The following is a 23807-nucleotide window of genomic DNA, read 5'->3' on the forward strand; positions in this document are numbered from 1 at the left end:
TTATTTCTTAATCATTTCTACTAAACCATCTTCCTTAATTCTGAACACCAGCTCATTGCCATAACTCAAGCCCGCCTGATTGATGGCAAAGGCTTTCACATAATAATTGACACCGGCGATCAGCCCCTCGACGACCACCTGTCCATCGCCTGCATTTACAGCATTCACCCGCGTATCTGCGATTGTAGGCTGCGCTTCAGTGCTCCAGCAGATGCCGCTCGCCGTTAGGGCCGTCCCGCCATTCCCGATCAATGTCATCGCAATGGTAACTGCCGTTTCATTTTTTGCCGTGATTGCCGTGGTTGCCAGCAAAGCCTTTTTCAAGGGCCCGTATCCATACCAGTCGCTCAGCCTGAAAGGAGCTGTTTTACCGGCAAGGTGGCTTTTGCCATTCAGCAATGCCATAGAAAACGGTGCTGCACGCTCTGCTGTGGTCAGCTCATTCAATCCAAGCATATAATCAGCAACAGTACGCATGCTCAGCGCTCCTTCAGCAGGCAGCGGGGCCATCGTCCAGTCGGCATACAGGGTCATTGATTCTGTGATTGCGGCGTCAAAATTAAAAACTGTTTCCATAGCCTGGTCACTAAACCAGGTATAAAATAGCTGTCCTTCTTTTGTCGTCGTTACCGCCGGAAGTTTTACCCCGTCTTCAACCTGTACAGACTGAACCGCAGTACCACCGTTGGTTTCAAAAGTGATGGTGTGGAACAGGCTTTTTACGGTCAGCATGCCCGGCTTAAAGGTAAACTCATAATTGTCGGCTGTCAGGCTACCCAGGCTTAAGGTCACCGGGTAATTGCCGGCAGCACTGCTCAGGGTTGCCGTGGTGCTGAAGGCCGGTTCTCCCTGCAGAGCAGCCTGCGCACGGACACTGGTTTCGGTTTCTTCATATTTGAAGCCGGCCATCTGGTAACTGAACACCGGATTTTCCTTACCCACAAATTTCGTCAGTGTATCTCCCGAGACAGTAAGCATGGCCTTATTAATCTTGAAGGTCTGCTGTGCCGTAGCAGCGGCAAAGTAAGCATCTCCGGCCTGTGATACCTTGATGATCACATCACCCGCACCTTCAATGGTCGCCATATTCCCGTTGAGGTCAAGCTTTCCTTCAAGCAGTTCAAAGATGAGCGGCAGGCCGGACGTTGTGGAAGCGATGAGCTGGAAGGGCTCATCACCATAGTTTTTATTAGCAACAGGAGCGAAGGTGATGACCTGCGCCGCCTTCTGAATGGTAATTTTCACCTCTGCCTGTTGCGTGGTGGTGTTAAATGTATTTGCGGATAAGCTGAGTGTTCCTGTCAGGTCGAGCTCCCCGATTGCCGCAGCCGCATAAGCCGCCTGATCCCAGGTGATGTTCAGCTGTTCCTTAGAACCATCATTATAGGTAACTTCTACGGATGATGGCAGGCCCAGGGCGGCAAAGGTGGTTCCGAAAGGTACCGTCAGCGGAGCAATCTCTGCTACAGAAAGCAGGTCTTTCCACAATGTCACCTTTATGGATGGCTGCAGGTTGCCGCCATTCCTCAGGTCGTCAGTCAGCTGAATTTCGCCGGTCAGCATTTGTGGTGTCAGCAGGTCAGCGTGGTAATCCTCTTCGTTCCATAACACCGGCAGACTTGCCGTGGTCTGGTCGTCAAAAGTAACCACAACTGTTGACGGCAGGTCCAGGGCGGAGAAGGGTTTTCCGTAGACATCGATCAGGTCTGCCAGCGTTTCTATTGAAACCACATTCCTGTTGTCAATGATCACTTCCACCTTCGGGCTAAGGTCATCTGGATTTTCGGCTTTACCCTCCATATCCAGGATACCAGTAAACATGTAAGATCCCGGAAGGTTGCCGTTGAATACCGGCGACTCCCAGTCGACAGCGACTTTACCTGTTGACCCATCATTGAAGCGCCCGTCTACCTGCGTACCCAACTGGGTCAGCACCTGTTCCAGCGTTGTTCCGAAAGGAAAATGCAGTGGTGTGGTCACCAGTACAGAATCCAGCACCAGCAGTTTTGGCAATACCGTCACTTTAATGACGCTGCCCTTATTGTCTTTATTTTCTTCCGGCGGGCCAAGCAATGTTCCCGGCAGGATATAACTGCCTGCGAGCAGACCGTTATAGTTGCTGCCATCCCAGCTTACCGGCAGTGCTTCATGTACGTTGTTGTTATAGGTGACCAGCACCGTATCCGGCAGCATAAGTGAACCGAAGCTGGTACCATAAGGAACAGTAACTTCCAGCGGATCTGTCACACTCACAATATAACGTTGCGCCACAATTACGGTGATCTGTGCCCCGAGGGAGTCCGGATTTTCCGTCTGCTGTGGCATCACCACCGGTGCGGTAAACTGATATTCACCTGCAGTCTCTGGGTCATAATCTGTATTGACCCATGTGCCGGTGTTGAGCATTGCGGTACTGCCATCATCAAAAACTCCAGTTACAGTTACCGGCAACGAAAGGTCAGGACGCAAGGTTCCGTAGCTGACATTCAACGTGTCGGCGGCAATGCTCAGCAGAACCTTCATACGCTCAGCAACAGTGACCGTGATCACCGGCTGCAGTGCCTTAGGATTGTCCGCATCATCAGGAACAACCATCGTACCCTGCAGCGTATAGACACCTGGAGTGTTGCCGTCATAGTTGCCCTTCGTCCAGGTTACCGGCAGCAATGCTTCGGATAGATCATTGTACGTCACCTTTACCGCCTCCGGTAGGGTCAGCGCCTCAAACGTAGTCCCATAATCGACATTGATTCCCGGAAGACTGCTGATGCTTTCAATGAGTTTTCTTTCAACCACGACCACCACTTTCGGTGTCAGGTTATTTGTATTCAGTATTCCCTGAGGCACAATGATGGTTCCTTCAAAAAGATAGGTTCCGGCTTCATCGCCATTGTAAAGCGGCGACTTAAACGAGGTATCCTGTACGGAAACATCCACAAAAGTACCATCGTCAAGTGTTGCCCTGCTGATCAGCGGGAACTGGAGATCTTCCAGCGGAGTGCCATAGACAGTCCGGATGGTATCCGCCTGCAATGCAGTGATCAGCTTCTCACGCGGCATGACGGTGACTACGATCTGCGGGTTCACCGGTTTAGGGTTCTCCACCTGATCGGTCAGGGTAAACAATCCGTTCAACACATAAGATCCGGCGAGGTTACCATTGTAGGCAGAAAGGTCCCACACTACCCCGAGGTCTTCTTTGCCACCGTCTGCGAATTGAGCGTTCAATGCATCTGGCAACGTCACTGCCTCCGGAGCGGTACCGAAGACGACAATGATGGAATCCGGACTGGTATACGTATCAATGAGGTGTTTGCCTACCGTAACGCTGAGCTCCGCTTCCACATCATCTGGGTTCAGGATGTCTTCAGGTAGCTGCAATTGTCCTTTCATCTGGTAGACTCCAGGCACATCATCTATATAATCTCCTTCTTCCCAGATCACATTCATCATGCTGCTGCTGCCATTATCATAAGTAACTTTTACCTGGGCTGGCAAAAGCGCCTGGGCTGCGATAAAGCTCGTTCCAAAAGGCACCTGCACCGCAGTGGTATCTACGCTGACCACCTCAAGTGGTTTCGGCCCTACGGTCACACTCACCGTCGCAGACAGACTGTCCGGGTTGTCGATGTCGTTGCCCGTCACCAGGGTGCCTTTAAACTCATATACACCTGGTAGCTGCGCATTGTAAGTAGATGAGCTCCAGATGACACCTTCGGTGCCTGCCGACTGGTCATTGTAGGTCACATTGACGTTTTCCGGGAAGGCGATGTCATCCGTTGATGTTCCGTATTTTACGGTAATTGCGGTCGGATTTTGTATTGTGCTTACTTTTTTATTGCCCACCTGAAGGTTGAATTCTGCTGTTTTAGCGTCCTTATTGACCACTCCAGGGATCAGTACGGGCTCCCCATCGAAGGAATAAAGCTCAGGAACCAGGGGATCGTAACCTTCCGTATCCCAGGTCATGTCCAGCATGCCTGTGCTGCCATCGTCGTAGGTCACCTGTACCGGTGCCTTCAGCTGAGGAATGGCCGACAATAAGGTTCCATAAGCAACCTTCACGGTATCCAGCAGTGCAATGCTGACGATATTTTTTGGCTTTGCCAGTACAGTCAGCACCAGCTGTGCTTTGATGTTGTTCTTGTTGTCAATGCTTTCATTGTGTAGTAAGGTTCCGGAGAGGGTGTAGTTGCCGCTTTGCAGCTGGTTATAACTACCCTTGGCCCATTCTACGCCAACAGTATCCTTTGTGCCATCATCGAAGTTTACCATCACCGTTTGTGGCAATACCACCTCATCAAAATCGGTATCATAAGGGGTGCTGGCCGAATACTGTCCCTCCACAGAAACAATATTCTTGCGGATGATTACTTTATTTTCCGCAAACAGCAGTCCGGTATTTGAAACGAGGTCATTCAGCTGCAGCGTTCCTTTCAGGTCATATTCTGCGCCTTTATCAGCGACATATGGCGTCCTGTCCCAGATCACATTCAGGAATCCGGTGGTCTGGTCATGATACGTCACCCTCACTGTGGCTGGCAATGGCAGAGATGCAGCCGGGGTATTCAGGTCCACCGTGATGTCCACAAGTTCCTGTACCGAAATGATGTTATGCTGCACGTATACATCCACATTGGCTTCAAAGCCTGCCGGGTTGGCGTGCTCCTCGGTAATGCCCAGTGCAGCGTATAAGCGGTAAACACCAACCCTGGTATTGTAGCTGCCCTGATCCCAGGTCAGGTTCAGCATTTCCTTCGTGATGCCATCATCATAGGTCACCTGCACCTGTTTAGGCAGTAATGGCAGGACCTCACTGAAAGGAGTTCCCGACAAGACGCGTACCGGTGGCAGTGGCGCTACAGCAATGATGTATGGATATACCGGAGTGATGACCGCCACTTTAGCTGTTGCGGTAAGGTTATTCCTGTTGATGTCGGCATTCGGCACCGTCAGGATTCCCGTAAGGTCATAGATACCTTCGACATTGCCGTTGTAGTTACCCGGCTGCCAGGTAACAGGGAATAGCGCATGACTGCGGTCGCTCATGACCACCTCTACCTGTGTGACCAGGTTGAGCGCTTCAAAAGGGGTACCTGTATCTTTTTTGACCGGTACCGGGTAAGGCTTCAGGACCTCCACAATGTAGGCTACCCTTGGCTTCACCTTGATCTTCAGTTTCAGCGATCCGCAGACATCAGCGCCCTGCACTGCCAGCGTAAACTCGTAGTCGCCGGCTACAGTAGGCTCTCCGGAGATCAGCCCTGTGCCACTCAGCGACAAGCCGTCGGGTAGTAGCCCCTGGCTCAGGGTGTAGGTGTAAGCACCTGTTTCTGACAATTCAATCTGGTGACTGTAGCTGGTCCATTGATCTGCATCCGGAAGCTGTTGTTCCGCATTTTCAAGATAGAGGCCCTGGAACTCATAAGCACCGAGGTCTATCTTGCTGTGTTTGATCCGTTCTCCTCCGGCAATATCGGTAGTCGTTCCTGCAATCTGTGCATTGTCACCCATATTGATGACCGGTGAGCATGGTACCAGCGAAAGGTCATCCGCAGCAGCATTCACAAACTGAGGGTCTTTCGTCAGGATGTTTGTACCTGCAGCATATCCGTTCTGTATGGTAGTGGTTGACACAATGATGCCGGCATTTATCTGGTCAGCCACCCCGTTGCCACGCGTATTGCCCCAGAAGATGCTGTTGCCAACATTGACGGCCCCTGTATTCCGGTATATCGCTCCCCCATATCTGGTCGTGGTGGAGGCATTGATGTAAGCAGAACTGTTGTTGCTGAAGCTTGAGTTCAGGATACTGGCCGTCCCGGTATGATGGTAGTATGCACCGCCAAAATATCCGTTTATGGTTGTCCGGTTCCTGCTGAAAGCGGTATTGATCAGGTTGACCGTGCCGGAATAGTGATAGATGGCCCCACCATGCTGCGCCGAGGTATTGCCGATGAACAAACCGCCGGTAATGGTTGGCTTGCCATTGGTCGCATTATAAATCGCTCCACCATTTGCTGTTGCGGCATTGTTCCTGAAAATTACATCTTTCAGTTCCACAGCAGCGGAAATATGATACATCCCTGCCCCTTGTCGTGCTTTATTGCCAATGAAGCTGATCCCTTTGAAGCTCGCTGCGGCATTGTTATAAAGTCCCCCTCCAAACTGTACTACGGTATTGTTCTCCAGGATCACATTGCTGAAGGTGGCAAGACCGCTGTTGAAAATACCACCACCACTATAGTAAGCCGCGTTATTTTTTACCCAGAGGTTTTTAAAGACGACCTTTCCAAGCGCGTTGTAAATACCGCCCCCATTGTACACATCGGCTGTACTGTTGGCATTGGCTGTTTTACCGCCGCTGATGGTAAAGCCATCTAACACGGTGGCATTGGTTAAGGCGACACGGTTAAATACGACGTGATAACTTCTGTTCGCTCCATCCAGGATGGTCTCATTGGTAGTACTGATGGCGGTCGAATCCCTGTCGGAAAGGCCTTTCTCCGTTGCCGCAAAACCACCGTATATTTTTACGCCTTCTTTCAGCGTAAAGTAATTGCTGACCTTCAGTCCCGGGCTGTAGGTACCCTTTGCGACGAAGATGGTATCACCGGCCATGGCCGAGCTGATCCCTTTCTGCAGGTCCAGGAAGGCATGCTCCCAGCTGGCGCTATTGTTCATTCCTGAAGTGGCCGCCTGGTTCACATAAATCCTCACATTCCCCGTTCCGAGTTTCACTTCAAAGGTATATAGTCTGTTTCCGCAGAGGTTGCCATCGCTGGCAGTAATGTTGAAGGTATATATGCCTGCATTGATGGGTCTTCCTACAAGCTGACCGGAAGCACTCAACAGCAGACCGTCCGGCAAAGCACCATAACTGACCGCATAAGTATAACTTCCCGATCCTCCCGAGGAGACCAGCTGATGTTCGTATGTTACTCCCCTGAACCCTTCCGGCAATACTGCCGGGCCAACACTGATCCTGTTGTTCTGGTTTTCAAAAGCGCCCATGTCGACGATTTCTGATTTTAGTCTCGGCTGGCCTGCAAGATCTTTACTGATCGCTGCGGAAAGAGCATTATCACCCATATTGATGGCAGGAGAGCAATCCGATAAGGACAGGTCATCCGGATTGCTCAGGTTGAACAAAGGATCTTTATCGACGATTACCTTTCCTGCCGCGTATCCGCCCCTGATCAGGGAGTTCAGCGGCTTGATGTTGAGGTTAAGCTCATCGACAACGCCATTGCCGCGCTGGTTGCCCCAGACAATGCTGTTGTGCAGGTTCAGCGTTCCTGCATTCCTGTAAATGGCACCGCCATATTTATTTACCGTAGCGTTTACGTAGGCAATGCTGTTGTTGCTCATCGTCACGTTGACCAGTGTCACTGTACCTGTATACTGGTAGAGGGCGCCTCCGAAATAGGCCGCCGTTCCCGTCACCCTGTTGCGGCTGAATACAGCACCCTGCATGGTTAATGTGGAAGAGGACTGGTACACCGCTCCTCCATGAAGTGTGGCTGTGTTTCCTGTAAATGTGCTGTTATTCATCGTGACCTTTCCAGAATTACTGAAAAGCCCTCCGCCGTAAGTTGCCTTATTGTCTTTGAATAAAATATTGTTGATGGTCACCGCAGCTGTAGTCTGGTACAGACCAGCGCCATAAGCAGCAGCATTGTTGATGAACTGAAGGTTGCTCATGGTGGCGGCACCCGCATTGTATAAACCTCCCCCGTAGCGGTAAGATCCCGATGGGTTAATGGTACTGTTATTTTCAAAGATGATGTCGTCCAGTTTTCCTGGCCCTCCATTGTACATCCCACCACCGTAGGTATTGGAGTTATTGTTCTTAACCCATAAATGCTGGAATGTTGCTGCTCCGGCCCTGTTGTAGATCCCCGCACCGATGTAAGCTTCGCCAGTGCTTGTTCCTGTAGGCACCGACCGGCCGCCGGTGATGCTGAATCCATCAAGGAGGGTTGCAGCTGTAAGCGCCGCATAGTTGTAAACGACGTGTCTGCTGTTGTTGTTACCGTTCAGGATGGTTTCATTATCGGTCCTGATCTTCAGCGAATCCCTTTCTGCCAGGGAAGACTCCGTAGCGGCAAAACCACCATACACCTTAACGCCTTCCTTTAAGGTGAAATAAGAGGTGACTAAGGCTCCCGGACTGTAGGTACCTTTGGCTACCCAGATCTGGTCTCCAGCAAGAGACACCTTCAATGCACTCTGCAGATCAAGATAGGCATTTTCCCAGGTACTGCCATTGTTCTGTCCCGCTGTTGCCGCCTGGTTGACCAGGATGCGAACGGTACCCGTTCCCGGCACAATGTCCATATTGTATACCCTGTTCCCGCATAAAGTACCATCGGTCACATTGATCACAAAAGTATATTTGCCAATCACAATGGGGTTTCCGGTGATGAGTCCCGATGTGCCCATAGAGAGGCCATCAGGTAGCTTTCCTGAGATTAATTTATAGGTATAACTGCCAGTACCGCCAACTCCCTGCAGCTGCTGATTGAAGGCTTCACCACGTGGTGCCTGTGGCAGCGCCGCAGGATTAAGCGTGATGACATCCGCCTGGTATTCGATGGCACCAAGATCAATCAGATCTGCTTTGGTCCTGGTATTGCCCGGCCTGTCGATTGTACCTGCCGGCGCCAGGTTATTGTCGCCGGTATTGATTGCAGGGGAGCAGCCACTGAGTGAAAGGTCGTCGCCATCAGCATTCACAAATGCAGGATCGGCATCCACGATGTTCAGACCGGCAGCATAACCACCACCAATCAGCACATTGCTGGCCTTGATGTTCAGGTTCAGCTGATCGGCCATCCCTTCTCCGCGGGTGTTCCCCCAGAGGATGCTGTTGTTCAGGTTTACTGTTCCTGCATTGCGGTACAGGGCTCCCCCGTAGTTGATGGTTCCTGTTTTATAATATCCGATGCTGTTTTTACTGAAAGTATTGTTGGTTAAAGTTGCCGTTCCACTATAGACATATACTGCACCACCATAATAAGCCTGGGTGCTGTTGACCCGGTTTCTGCTGAAGGTGGTGTTGCTCATCTTAAATGTGGAATTGCTCCAGACCGCGGCTCCATGTTGACCGGAAGTATTGTTGAGGAAGGTACCACGGTCGATGTTCAGCGTGCCGGATGCATATATTGCACCGCCAGCGCCCGTGCTGATGTTGTCCTTAATGATGACGTTGTTCAGGCTTGCAGTACCATTGGCGAAATAGAAAGCACCACCTGTGGTCGCTTTACTTCCGCTGATAGTAGCATTGCTGAGGTTGGTCACCGCTCCAGAATTGACATACATGGTTCCCCCCTGGCCATTGGTCAGCGTATTGTTTTCAAAGATGATGTCATTTAGGTCTGCCGCGCCAGTGCTGAAAATTGCCGCACCATATCCAGGGTAACTGGAGGTTTCAATGATCCTGTTATTTTCAAACACCCCTTTGTTCAGCCTGAAGCCTTTCACGTTGTATACCCCTGCACCACGTGCATAATAACCGGTAGATCGGTTGTTGCTGAACACGATGTCCTGATAGATTGCATCACCACTGTGATACAATCCTGCACCATACACACCGAGATTATTTTTGATCCATAGGCGTCGGAACACCACCGTTCCCAGGGAGTTATAAATACCACCACCATAGAAGTTGATGCTGTTGTTGGAGGTATTCACCGCTGATCCGCCTCCCTGTATGCTGAAACCATCCAGGACCGTGGCACTGGTGAGTGCTGTGGCGTTATAGACCACATGATAACTGGCCACCCCCTGACTGCCGTCGAGGATGGTTTCGTGATCTGTTCTTATTTTAAGGGTATCGCGTTCTGCAAGCGTATTTTCTGTACCTGCAAAGCCGCCATATATTTTTACGCCTTCTTTCAGTTTAAAGCTGGAGGCTGCCAGAGGACCGCTGTAATAGGTTCCTTTGGCCACCCAGATTTCATCTCCCGCAGTTGCCAGCTCCAATGCCGGCTGCAGGTCGTTGAAAGCATTGGTCCAGTCGGAGCCGTTGTTGCCTCCCGTAGCGGCCTGGTGCACGTACATCCGTCCGGTGCCATTCTGCACGGTGACTTTATACTGCCTGTTGCCGCTGAGGTTTCCATCGGTGACACCAACGACAAAGGTATATATGCCAATGATATTGGGAACTCCCGTTAACCTGCCATCCGCATTGAGCAATATTCCCGGGGGAAGTTTGCCCGCCTGCAGGCTCCAGCTCAGCGGGAGGCTGCTGCCAGCGGCACTAAGTGCCATACTCAGCGATGCACCCCTTGTAATGGGCGCGATGGTTAGCGGAGTGATCAGCAACCTGTCGGTGCTTTCATTCTCATAAGCACCAAGGTCGATGGTGCCGTTGATGACCCTTGCTTTTCCGGCAAGGTCTTTATCATAAGCCTGCCAGCTGTTCTCACCGGCATCAATCGCCAGTGAACCTCCCTGCAGTTGCAGGTTGTCTGCAGCCGCATCCAGGAACAACGGATCTCCGATCTTGACATCGGTACCCGCAGCATAATCCTGCTGCACGATGGTGTTGCCTACGATGACGCCAGTATTCAGCTGATCAGCAACAGTGCCCATACGTGTATTGCCCCAGAGGATGCTGTTATGGATGGTCACTGTTCCGGCACTGCGGTACAGCGCTCCACCGTAGCTCAATGTGGCTGTACCTTTAGCGTAGTTGATGTTGTTTTTACTAAAGCTGGTGTTGTTGATCAGGACATCATTTGAGCTGATGTAGATGGCCCCGCCATAATAGGCAGCAGCCGAGCTCACCTCATTGCGGCTGAAGATACTGTTGTCAATCTTCAGATTGCTGTTAGACCAGATGGCACCACCGTGTTGCACCGCCGTATTGTGAAGGAACGAAGCACGGTTGAGGACCAGCACTCCACTGGCATAAATGGCTCCGCCCGTAGTGGTAGCCGAATTTTCTGTAAAGGTCACCTCTTCCAGTACGGGTTTACCGCTGGCAATAAATAAAGCCCCGCCTGTGGTTGCCTTGTTGCTGGTAAAACTTGCTTTTTTAATGTTGATGAGGGCGTTGGAATTGCTGTATATGGCTCCTCCCTGTCCGTTGAGGATGCTATTGTCTTTAAATTCTACCTCCGTAAGGTCCAGTGCGCCGGAAGTAAAAATCCCGGCCCCGTAACCGGTATAGTTGCTGGTTTCGACAATCCTGTTACTTTCAAATACCCCTCTGGTCAGTTTGAAGTTCTTCAGGTTGTACACTGCCGCTCCCCTGGCGCTGGAACCTTTTGCCTGGTTGTTACTGAAGATTACGTCTGTAAACACCGCGTCCCCATTGTTGTAGACCCCGGCACCATAAACTCCGATGTTCTCCTTGATCCAGAGGTTGCTGAACTGTACAGCGCCGAGGTTATTGTGGATCCCGGCTCCCTGATAGTTGTTGCCGCTCACGAGCGTGGCATTACCACCACGGATACTAAAACCATCGAGTAGCGTTGCAGAGCTGAGTGCAAGGGTATTGGATACCACATGGTAGCTGGCTACACCCTGACTACCGTCGAGCAGCGTTTCATTTGTAGTACGCAGCGCAGCCATATCCCGCTCCGCGAGGGCTGCTTCTGTGCCTGCAAAACCACCATACATGCGGACACCTTCTTTTAACTTAAAGGTTGAGGTAGCCAGTGCACCCGTATAATAGGTTCCTTTGGCCACCCAGATCTCATCACCCGCACCTGCGAGTTCCAGCGCTGGCTGTACATCGGTAAAGGCATTTGCCCAGGAGCTTCCGTTATTGTCGCCGGTTGCAGCAGTATTCACATACAGTCGGCTGACGCCATTCTGCACGGTGATGGTGTATTGCTTGCTACCCAGCAGCTGCCCGTCGGTGGCGCCGATCACAAAGGTATAGGTACCGACAATGGTTGGCACTCCCTTGAGCTTGCCGCTGGCAGAGAAGGTAACCCCCGCAGGGAGTTTTCCTGTCTGCAGGCTCCAGCTGACAGGAAGTGATGTTCCCGAAGACAGGAGCTGCAGGTCAATGCCTGTGCCTCTTGGGAACGCATTGATTGCCGCCGGACTGATCATCAGCCTGCCGTTGCCATCCTGCTCATAAGCACCCAGGTCTATCGTTTCATTGACGACCCTCGGATTACCCGCAAGATCCTTGTCATACGCCTGCCAGTTGTTCTCTCCACCATCAATGGCCAGAGATCCTCCCTTAAGGCGAAGGTTATCCGCCGCGGCATTTTCAAACATCGGATCACCGATTTTGATGTCTGTGCCGGTAGTATAGTTGTTCTGAACAATAGATGTACTGATGGTGACGCCTGCATTGAGCTGATCGGGAAGGTCGTTGCCCCGTTTGTTACCCCAGAAGATGCTGTTATTGATGGTCGCTGTTCCTCCCGCACGGTAAAATGCGCCTCCATAACTTAACGTTGCTGTGCCTTTATTGTAACCGATGCTGTTGTTGCTGAAACTGGTATTATTGATGAGTGCGTTCCCTGAGTTGAGGTAGATGGCACCACCATAATAAGCCGCAGCCGATGTCACCGTATTTCTGCTGAAAATCGTATTGTCAATCTTTAGCGCGCTGGCCGACCAGATGGCAGCGCCGGACTGCAGTGCAATATTACCGATGAAAGCCGCCCGGTTGATGTTCACTGTCCCTGCCGCATACAGCGCCCCGGCAATCGTTGTTGAGGTATTGCCTGTAAATTGTACATCAGTAAGGGTAGTCGTACCATTTGCCAGGTATATCGCAGCACCGGAAGTAGCCCTGTTTGCAGTAAAAACAGCCTTATTGATTTCTATTACCGCACCGGAGTTAGAGTAAATGGCTCCACCCTGACCTGTAGTCAGCACGTTATTTTCAAACTGTACATCATTCAGTGTCAGCGCACCGGCATTGAACATGGCGGCCCCATAACTGGTATAACCTCCACTTTCGAGGGTATTGTTCTGGAATACCCCCTTGCTGAGCTTGAATCCCTTCTGATTGTAAACAGCCCCACCACGGGCATTTTGCCCCTTTGCCTGGTTATTGCTGAAGATGATGTCAGTGTATTCTGCATCACCGGCATGGTATAAACCACCACCATAAGCGGCACTGTTGTTCTTGATCCATAGTTGACGGAAAATGGCTGCGCCATTGATGTTGTAGATACCACCGCCGAAATAGCTGGCCCCAGTATTGTTCGTTGCAGCTCTTCCTCCCTGGATACTAAATCCATCTAGGACCGTAGCATTGGTCAATGCTGCGGTATTATACACAACGTGGTAGCTGACCGTGCCCTGACTACCATCAAGGATGGTTTCATTGTCGGTACGGACCTGTGTTGTATTTCTTTCTGTGAGGAGGTTTTCAGTACCAGCAAAACCACCATACATTTTTACTCCTTCCTTCAGCGTGAAATAGGAGCTTGCCAGAGGTCCCGTATAATAAGTTCCTTTGGCTACCCAGATTTCATCACCGGCTTTACTTTGTGTCAATGCATTCTGGAGATCGGTAAAGGCATTCTGCCAGTTGCTGCCATTGTTATTTCCTGTTGCTGCCTGGCGCACGTATAAACGAGAAGGTCCATCTGTAATGACCGCATTAAATTGTTTACTGCCGACCAGGGTACCATCGGTTACCGAGATGACAAAGGTAAAGGTGCCGGCAACAGTTGGTCTTCCTGTAATTAAACCCTCTGCGGTAAGAACAAGTCCTGTAGGCAGGACTCCCGACTGCAGGGTCCAGCTGTAGTTTCCTTCTCCTCCGGTAACCGTCATCTGGAAGTTTGGTGCTGTGCCCCTTGCAGAAGAAGGGAATGTCGCTGGCAGGATCTTCAGTCCGTTACCACCCAGGCTCTCATAAGCACCAATGTCGATGATGTCATTGGTTACCCTCGGATTGCCGGCAAGGTCTGTTGTAGTGGTATTGATGGAGTTATCGCCTGCATCAACAGCAGGAGATCCACCTTTTAGCTGCAGGTTGTCCTGTGCAGCATCCGTAAACAATGGGTCTCCGATCAGGATATTGATCCCGGTAGGGTAACCGCCCTGAATGATGGAGTTGTTTACCTTCTGTGCAGCACTGAGCTGATCCGGAACATCATCCCCACGTTTATTTCCCCAGAAGATGCCGTTGTTGACGGTGACGACCCCTGCTGAGCGGTATAAACCGGCACCACCAATGGCTGTAGCATGTTTAAAGGCAATCCTATTTTCGCTGAAAGTGACGTTGTTGAGGTTGGTTGCAGCAGTAACATACATACCGCCACCGTAATATCCTGTCCCGGCAGTGGTGACCGTATTCCTGCTGAAAATGGTGTTGCTCAGGTTCGCTGTTCCGGAGCTGTTGTACATCCCCCCGGCCTGCTGACCGGCAGTATTTGCAATGAACGATCCCCTGTCGATGTTCACCACCCCGCTGCTCTGGAACAAAGCCCCGGCACTTAGCCTGGCGCTGTTTCCGCGGAAGGTTACCTCTGTCATGGTGACAGTGGTGCTCAGGTTGAAAAATCCACCACCTGAGGTATTGGCTTCATTGCCTTCAAATAAAACCTTGTCATAAGTGGCAGGGCCCATATTATAAATACCTGCACCTCTTTCTGCCTTATTGTTGACCAGCCTCAGGTTGCTGAACACAGCCTTTACAGTTGCATAGTTGTAAATTCCTGCCCCGCGGTTGTTGTCCGAATCAGAGCCTGCCAGACCCTGCCCTCCACTGATGGTAAAGCCATCCAGCACAGTGGCATTGGTTAGTGCAATATTGTTAAAAACGACATGTCTGCTGGCGACTCCCCGACTTCCATCCAGAATGGTTTGGTTGCTGGTATGCATGAGCTGCATGTCCCTGCCATTAAGTGTCGTTTCTGTTCCTGCAAATCCTCCGTAAACCTTTAGGCCCTCTTTCATCGTGAACCAGCTCGTCGCCAGTTCTCCCGGACTATAACTTCCTTTTGCCACCCAGATCTGATCGCCAGCAATGGCCTTGCTGATGGCCACTTTCAGGTCGGTATATCCATGCTCCCAGCTGCTGCCGTCATTTCTTCCCGTAGCGGCAACATTGACAAAAAACTGAGCAGCTGCAGGGCTGATGACCAGTGTATATTGTTTTCTACCGATCAGCTCGCCATCGGTAACACCGACGACGAATGTAAATGTTCCGCTTTCCATTGGCTTACCCTTTAGCACTCCTGAAGCATCAAGGCCGAGGCCCGAAGGCAGCAGTCCTGAAGTAATGCTCCAGACGAGGTTGCTTCCGCCGGCAGCGACTGTGAAAGGGATGTCGATCTGCGCCCCGCGGCCGTATGACTGAATACTTGACGGACTGATCACCAGGCTGGCGGTACCTTGATTTTCAAAGGCACCCATATCAACAATGTCGTTAAAAATCCGGGGTTTGCCATCTACATCCGTTGCTCCGGTAACACGGGCATTATCGCCCATATCAATCGCCGGAGAACCGCCTTTTAAACGGAGGTTATCTATCGTGGCGTCTTCAAACAGCGGGTTACCAATGGCGATGTTCGTTCCCGCCGCAATGCCATTCTGCACAATACTTCTGTCGATCGTCACTGCACCCTGGATCTGATCTGCCACCCCTTCTGCACGGGTGTTGCCCCAGAAGATGCTATTGCTGATGTTCACTGTTCCGCCAGCACGATATAAGGCTCCACCGCCTGCAGCAGTTCGTGAAATGCTGTTGTTGCTGAAGGTCACATTTGTCAATGTTGCTGTTGTCCCTGCGTACATGGCGCCACCATAGGCGGCGGCCGTTGCAACTGAAACGATCCGGTTGCGGCTGAAAACGACATTGTTCAGCTTTGCAGCTCCCGTAGTTTGCAGGGCTCCGCCATGCTGCACAGACTCATTGTCGATGAAATAAACACGCTCAAAGACCGGTGACCCGGCTGCGATCATCGCACCACCAATCGCCCTCGACTTATTGGATCTAAAAGTGACATCGGTAAATTCAGGTGCACCGGCATTGCTGTAAACAGCTCCTCCATTGAGTGCCTGGTTGCCGCTAAAAGTAGTATTTGAAACTTTAACCACTGCACCCGAACTGGTGTACATCGCACCTCCGTAGGCGTAACCTGTACCGGCTGTAATGTTATCTTTAAAGCTGGAATTGCTGATCGTTGCTGTACCACTGTTAAAGATGGCGCCTCCATAAGTATTGGACCCTGCGGCAATGGCATTTCCATCAAATACTACGCGGTCAACCGTGATGCCACCGGTATGGTTGTAGATCCCTGCACCTCGGCCAAGGTTACCAATGGTGCCGTTGGTGATAAATTTCGTGTTGCTAAATGTCGCTACACCAGAGAGCACAAAGGCTCCTCCTCCATAAAGGGCGATATTTCCGGTAATGATGAGGTTATTGAAGATGGGTCTTCCAAGGCTGGTATAAATACCTGCACCATAATAATTGGGACTTAACTCACCTACGTTCGGATTATTTGTACTGGTGGTGGTCAGCGTGCGTCCTCCAGAGATGGTAAAACCATCCAATATGGTTTCCGAAGTAACAGCACTGGTGCTGGACACCACGTGGTAACTGGCAACACCCTGGCTTCCATCAAGGATACTTTTATTGGTGTTGTGCACTAAACTGGTATCCCTTGCGGCCAGTGTTTCTTCTGTGCCGGCAAAACCACCATAGATCTTTACATTTTCCTTCATCGAGAAGGTAGACGTTGCAAGCAGCCCCGGACTGTAATTTCCTTTGGCTACCCAGATCTGGTCACCAGCAGTTGCCTGCGCAAGTGCCAGCTGCAGGTCGATGAAGGCATTTGGCCAGCTGCTGCCGTCTTTACGTCCCGTTGTTGCTCCCTCACTCACGTAGATGTTGGTTGCTCCTGCGGTGACGACTATGTTAAACTGTTTTGTTCCGGCAAACTCTCCATCGGTTACAGAAACTACAAAGGTGTAATTTCCAACGTACATCACCCTTCCTGAGAGGAGACCACCAGCACTCAGACTAAGTCCTGCCGGCAAGCTTCCCGAAGAGATGCTCCAGCTGAGGGAGGTTCCGCCTCCGGTTGCAGTAAGCTGTACATTGACATTTGTTCCGCGAACCGCTCCCGGTATTGTGGCTGGCAGGATGCTGAGGCTCTCTCCTCCCTGATTCTCATAAGCTCCCAGATCGACAGTTCCATTCACTACCCTTGGCAGGCTTGCAAGATCCAGTGCTGTTCCACTCGCGGCATTGTCTCCCACATCGATGGCTGCGGATCCACCCTTGATCTTCAGATTGTCGGTAGCCGCATCCGTAAACAATGGGTTCCCAATAGAAATATTGGTACCCCCGGTATGACCATTTTCGACGATGCTGTTGGCAATGGTAACCGTACCGCCAATCTGATCTGATACTCCGGCTCCTTTCTTGTTGCCCCAGAAAATACTGTTATAGATCGCTGCTGATCCTGCGCGGATATAAAAACCTGCCCCTGAGTTCACGGCAGAAGTGATGACGGTGGTATTGTTGCTGAAGGTGGTGTTGCTGAGCACTGAGGCCCCGCCGTTATTATACATCCCTGCTCCATAACCTGAAGTGTTGTTTGTCGTGACTTTGTTCCTGCTGAACATCGCATTGTCAATCCTGGACGCACCGTTATTGTAAAGGCCGGCACCAAACTGTCCGGAAGTATTGTTAATGAAGGACACCCTGTTCAAGGTGAGGGGCCCTGACCCCATCACACCTCCCCCTGTTACAGTCGCTGTATTGTTCTTAAAGATGAGGTCTTCAGCAGTCAGGCCGGTAGTGGTTGACAATCCCCCACCGGTACCAACTACTGCATTTCCGTCGAACGTGCCTCTTTTAAGGGTCAGCATTCCGGTATTGTGATACACACCTGCCCCTGATGTGCTGGCTTTATTGCGGATAAAGTTGAGGTTTTCTGCCGTGACATCCGAAATGGTATTGAACATACCCCCACCATAAACGGCTTCATTTTCTATAAAGGTAAGATTGCGCAGGATGACAAAAGCATTGCGGTTATAAAGACCACCACCGTAGGCTTGTCCACCGACAACAATATTTTTCTCAATACGGATGTTATCAAAGGTTGCAGGCCCAAGATTGTAGATCCCCGCACCATGGGTATAGGCATTGTTGTTCCTGACCCATAGGTTTCTGAAGATCGCCTCACCGGCAGCATTATAGATACCTCCGGCACTGTTCGTGACGGCTGTTGATCCCGTTGCTGTTCTTCCCCCTGTAATGCTGAAGCCGTCTATGACGGTTCCATTGGTGGATTGCTCCAGGTTGGTTACGACATGGTAGCTTTTGTTGTTTCCGGTAAGTATGGTTTCGTTGGCAGTATATAAGTTATTGGCATCTGCCACACGTGCGCTAAGCTCTGTTTCTGTTCCTGCAAAACCTCCGTACCATTTGACACCCGATTTCATCGTGAAGGTACTCGTGAGTTCTGTACCGGTTGAATAGGTTCCTTTGGCTACCCAGACCTCATCTCCAGCAACGACGTAGGTCAATGCTGACTGCAGGTCGGTAAATGCATCTGCCCAGGTGATCCCCGTTCCTTTTCCTGTCGCATCTTTTTTGACGTAAAAACGGACAGGTCCTGAGAGGGCTTCAATGGTATATTGTTTACTGCCAATGAGTGTGCCATCACCCACGGCAATCACGAAGGTATCTCCGCCGGCGGTGCTTTTCATCACCCGTCCCTGTATGCGGCCTGCTGATGTCATGGTCAATCCCATAGGCAATTCTCCTGAAAGGATGCTCCAGGTATAGGGAGCGGTTCCTCCGGCAGCCACCATCTGGATGTCAAGCTCGGCCCCTCTTGTGATCGTGCCCAGTGTCAAAGGAGTAATTTTTAGCGATGCTCCTCCCTGGTTTTCATAAGCCCCGTGATCGACAATACTGTTGTAAATCCTTGGGTTTCCATCCAGGTCCTTGCTGGTACCGACCCCGCCGTTGTTACCTTTATCAATTGCCAATGACCCTGTTTTTAAGGTCAGGTCATCGTTCGCCGCATCTGTAAACAATGGGTCGCCCACGAGAATTGCCGATCCTGTTGCGAAACCATCTTCAACGGTACTGTTGGCAACAGAAGTCACCAATGTGTTGAGCTGATCAGACTCACCTGTACCCCGGGTATTTCCCCAGAAGATACTGTTGATCACATTTACGGTTCCCGCAGCCCGAAACAATCCACCACCACTATTCGCTGCTGTTCTCGCGACACTATTTCGGCTAAGGGTAGCATTATAGATATTAACAGTACCACCGGCAACATATATACCTCCGCCATAATAAGCCGCTGTTGACGTTACGGCGTTTCTGCTCAAAGCAATGTTGCTGAAGTTACCGGTACCATTCATATAGATACCACCTCCATGCTGCACAGCGATATTATTAATAAATAACCCGCGATCCAGATTTAATGTTCCTGTGCTTGAAATACCAGCACCGTATTGCGTAGCCCGGTTGGAACGGAACGTGACCTCACTGAGGGTAGCCGTACTTGTATTCACGAAACCTCCACCATACTGTGTGGCTTCATTATTTTCAAAGACGGCATTATTCAGGATGAAGTTCGTACCTGAGTTGAAAAGACCTCCACCAAAACCTGTCACACTGTTGTTCTCAAATACGGCATTGCTGACCGTAACATTGGCACTTAAATTATAGAATCCGGCACCCTGAATCGCCTGGTGGCCGCGGAAGGTCACGTTGTTCAGTTGTGCATTCGCCCCCCAATTATAAAAACCCGCTCCTTGTCTGGCAGAACCACTCAACACATTCCCTTCAAAAAGGACGTTGTCCAGTTTGATCGCTACTGCAGTATTGTACATCCCGCCACCGGCCACACTAGCCGCATTGTTCTTTACAATCAGATTTCTATAGTTTCCATTAACGGCTGCGACAAGGCTGTAAATGCCGGCTCCGTATATGCTTGGTGAAGTTGAGGGAATGTATCCTCCTGAAATGGTAAAACCATCTATTGCGGTCTCTACCGACATTGCAGTGGTACTGGACACCACGTGCCTGTTGTATCCGGTACCATTCAGCTCAGTATTATTCAAGGTGAATTTTCCGTTAGAATCTGCCACCCGCTGACTTAAGAGTGTTTCTGTTCCGGCAAAGCCACCATACAGCTTCACCCCGGAAATCATGTTGAAAGTAGAATCGACATGCTGTACAGGACTGTATATTCCTTTGGCTACCCAGATTTCATCTCCATCCTTAGCCATGCCCAGGGCCGACTGCAATCTGGTCAATCCATTCAGCCAGTCGGCACCATTATTGGCACCCGTAGCATTGGCCTTCACATGCCATCGAGCAGCACCTTCATTTACCTGCAGCGTATATTGCCTGGTAGCCATCGCACCATTTTGGGTGGCCTTGATGACAAAGGTATAAGTGCCTGCCTGCATCGGCACTCCGCTAAGTGCTCCGGTTTGTCTATTGAAAATTATCCCCAGTGGCAATGTGCCAAAGGTATGCTCCCAGGTGATCGCACCTGCTCCCGTCGAAGTGCTCAACTGCTGAAGGTAACTTGTTCCCCTTCTTGCCAGCGTTAAGGTGGCAGGCAGTATAGACAAAGACCCGGCATTGGCGTTGACATTTTCATAAGCACCAAGATCGACGGTTGTATTGATGATCCTGGCATTGCCGGCAAAGTCATTTGCTGTAGATACATAAGTATTGCTACCTGCGTTAATGGCAACAGAGCCATTTTTCAGCCGCAGGTCATGCGTTAGGGCATTCTCAAATTCCGGGTTACCAATGATGGTATTTGAACCAATACCGTAATCATCCTGAATGAGGTTATTGGCAATAGTAGTGGTGGTACCTCCAATCTGATCCGGTACATCATTGCCTCGTCTATTTCCCCATAGAATGTTGTTGTATATGCCGAATGCAGCAGGTGCAGCATATAAACCCGCTCCCACGGTAGTCGTCCCCGCTAACACATAGCTAATGGTATTGTTACTGAACGTACTGTTGGTTACCGATCCCGAACCGTTAAAATACATCCCTCCTCCATATATGGCTGTAGCAGCAGTCGCGGCGGCAATGCTGTTTGTACTAAAGACACTATTATTAACCGCGATGGTACCCGTACCGTACAATCCGCCTCCATTTCCTAGGGCACTATTCCTGACAAAAGAGACGCGATTTAAGGTGATATTCCCAGATGTGAAAAGACCTCCGCCACTAGTGGCAGTATTCTCTTCGAAAACGACTTTGTTGAGCACCACGCTCGCTGCGTTATTCCACATACCGCCTCCGTTTACAGCCTGGTTTCCTTTAAACAAAACATCATTCAGCTCCAGACCGGTGCCGCTGTTATAAAGACCTCCACCATATCGGTTGGTTGTGGTGACCACATTGCCCTCAAAAGAAACATTGTTCAGCCTGATCCCTCCCGAATTGCTGTACATCCCGGCACCGTATACATTTGCAGTATTGTTCTTAATGATCAGGTTATTGTAGGTTCCGTTGGTGGCCAGGTTACTGATGTAAATACCCGCACCATAAGCTTTCACCCCGCTGCCGGATGTTGCAGCACCCGCAGTAATGGTAAAACCATCCAGCGTAGATTCTGGCGTCAATGCTAGAATGCTGTTCACGACATGCACGTTCACATAGTTCCCGCTAAGGATAGATTCATTGGCGGTATATTTCCCTTTTGCATCTGATACACGCTGGCTTAGCTGTGTTTCTGTACCCGCAAAGCCTCCGTAAATTTTCACTCCAGATACCATGTTGAAAGTAGAGTCAATATGCTGAACGGGCGAATAGGTGCCTCTGGCTACCCAGATCTCGTCACCGCTTTTTGCCAGGTCTATTGCCGACTGTAACCTAAGGTATGCGTCAGTCCAGTTTGCGCCGCTATTGGTTCCTGCTGTAGCTGACGCCCATACATGGAGTCTTGCCGGAGCTGTATTGACATTCATGGTGTATTGTCTGCTCGTAGTCTGTCCAGCCTGAATTACCCTTATCACGAAAGTATATTCTCCAGTAATCATCGGAATGCCACTCAGTACTCCTGTTTGCGTATTCAGTTTTACTCCCGGAGGTAATGTTCCGTAACTAAGCTGATAGGTAGCAACTCCTGAACCTGATGTCGTCAATTGCAGCTGATAAGCAGTCCCACGCGCGACGTTGCCAATTGCGGATGGCTGGAGGATGATGGAGGCGGAAGCACCGGTAAGGTGTTCATAGGCACCAAGATCGACCAGTCCATTCACGACCCTGGTATTTCCAGCCACATCAGTGGTAGTCGCCACCTGCGCATTGTTTCCCGCATTAATAGCAATAGATCCGTTTTTCAGTCGCAGATCATTGGTTGATGCATTTTCAAATTCAGGATCTCCAATAATGGTGCTCTCAGACCCCAGGAACCCATCCTGAATCAGATTGTTATACAAACCGTATTTTGGCGTAATATTCAGCTGGTCGGAAACCCCAGCCCCTCTTTTATTTCCCCAGAAAATACTATTGTAAATATTTGTATTTGTTACGGAAGTATAAAGACCCGCGCCATAGGTGTTGTCATTATCAATACCATAAGCAATCGTATTGTTGCTGAAAGTACAATTGTAAATGTTTGCCGGACCGCCAGCAATATTTACTGCAGCGCCGAGGTGAGCTGTACCGGTTCCTGTAACGGAATTCTGACTAAAGACGGAATTCTGGAGCACGAAGCTAGCCCCAGAGCTGTAAATACCTCCCCCTCTTTGTCCGGCAACATTACCAATAAATGTCGCCCTGTTGATGATGAACCCTGCACCGGCATTGAATACTGCAGCTCCATTCGTGGTCACACTATGGTTTTCAAAGCTCAGATCCGTCAAAACCACATTGCTTACAGTACTGTTGTAGAACCCTCCTCCATTTACTGCTCCTGCATTATTCCTGAAGGTAATCTTCTCAAATGTAGCTGATGCTGCAGCATTATAAATTCCCGCTCCCACACCCAAACGCTGAAGGTTGTTATTTTCGATCAGCAGGTTTTTGAAAGTAGCAGATGGTCCCGCATTATAAATTGCACCTCCTGCTGCAGCAGCATTATTTTCTTTAATCCAAAGGTTTTGAAAAACCGCAGCGCCGCTGGTCACATAGATACCTGCGCCAATATAAGGACCTGAAATTGATGTTGAGGCAGCCGTTGCGCCCCTGGCGATGGTAAACCCGTCTAACAGCGTAGTATTATTATTCCCAGATGTCACCACGTGGTTATTGGTTCCCTGTCCGTCTAAAATTGTTTCATTAACGGTATAAAGTCCATTTGCAGCAACCATACGCTGGCTGAGTAAGGTCTCATTGCCCGCGAATCCTCCGTAAATTTTCACACCTGTTTTAAGTGTAAATGTAGCTGCAGCTGTAGGCGTTGTTGTCAGGGTATAATAAGTTCCTTTAGCTACCCAGATCTCATTACCGCTCACCGATTTAGTAATCGCTGCCGGGAGCGTAGGAAAGGCATTCTCCCAGGTTAAACCTGTGCCGGTACCTGTTGCAGCGGCATTAACATAATATCGGGTCTGTGCTTTACTGTTGAGAGCAGATGAAAATAGAAAAAATAATAAAACACCAAGGATGCTATTAAGGGATATTCGCGTCATGTTTAAAAAAGGAAGTACTGCTGGAAAAATAGGGATGCGCTCTGATTACCGAAAAAAAAGCCACAGGTTTTCCAATAAGGTAAAAACAGATCGTTTTCACTTCATAGAGACGAAGTAGAAGTCCATCATTCATTCAGGAATAGGGATTTTTTTGGTAAAAAAATTTACCGCACAGCAAAGCTAAAAAATAAATTTTGCTCCACAATAAAATAAAGTGGCTTAACGCAAAA

At 50.1% G+C, this 23807-nt stretch carries 1 protein-coding gene; it reads right to left on the minus strand.

Features of this window, described 5'->3' with window-relative positions:
• The gene (locus PBAL39_RS11790; protein WP_039866498.1) at nucleotides 1-23577 is read right to left on the minus strand and encodes a choice-of-anchor Q domain-containing protein; all 23577 of its coding nucleotides are present in this window, start codon (nucleotides 23575-23577) and stop codon (nucleotides 1-3) included.
• Nucleotides 23578-23807 lie beyond the last annotated feature (230 nt).

Source organism: Pedobacter sp. BAL39 (genome assembly GCF_000170795.1).
GTDB lineage: Bacteria > Bacteroidota > Bacteroidia > Sphingobacteriales > Sphingobacteriaceae > Pedobacter.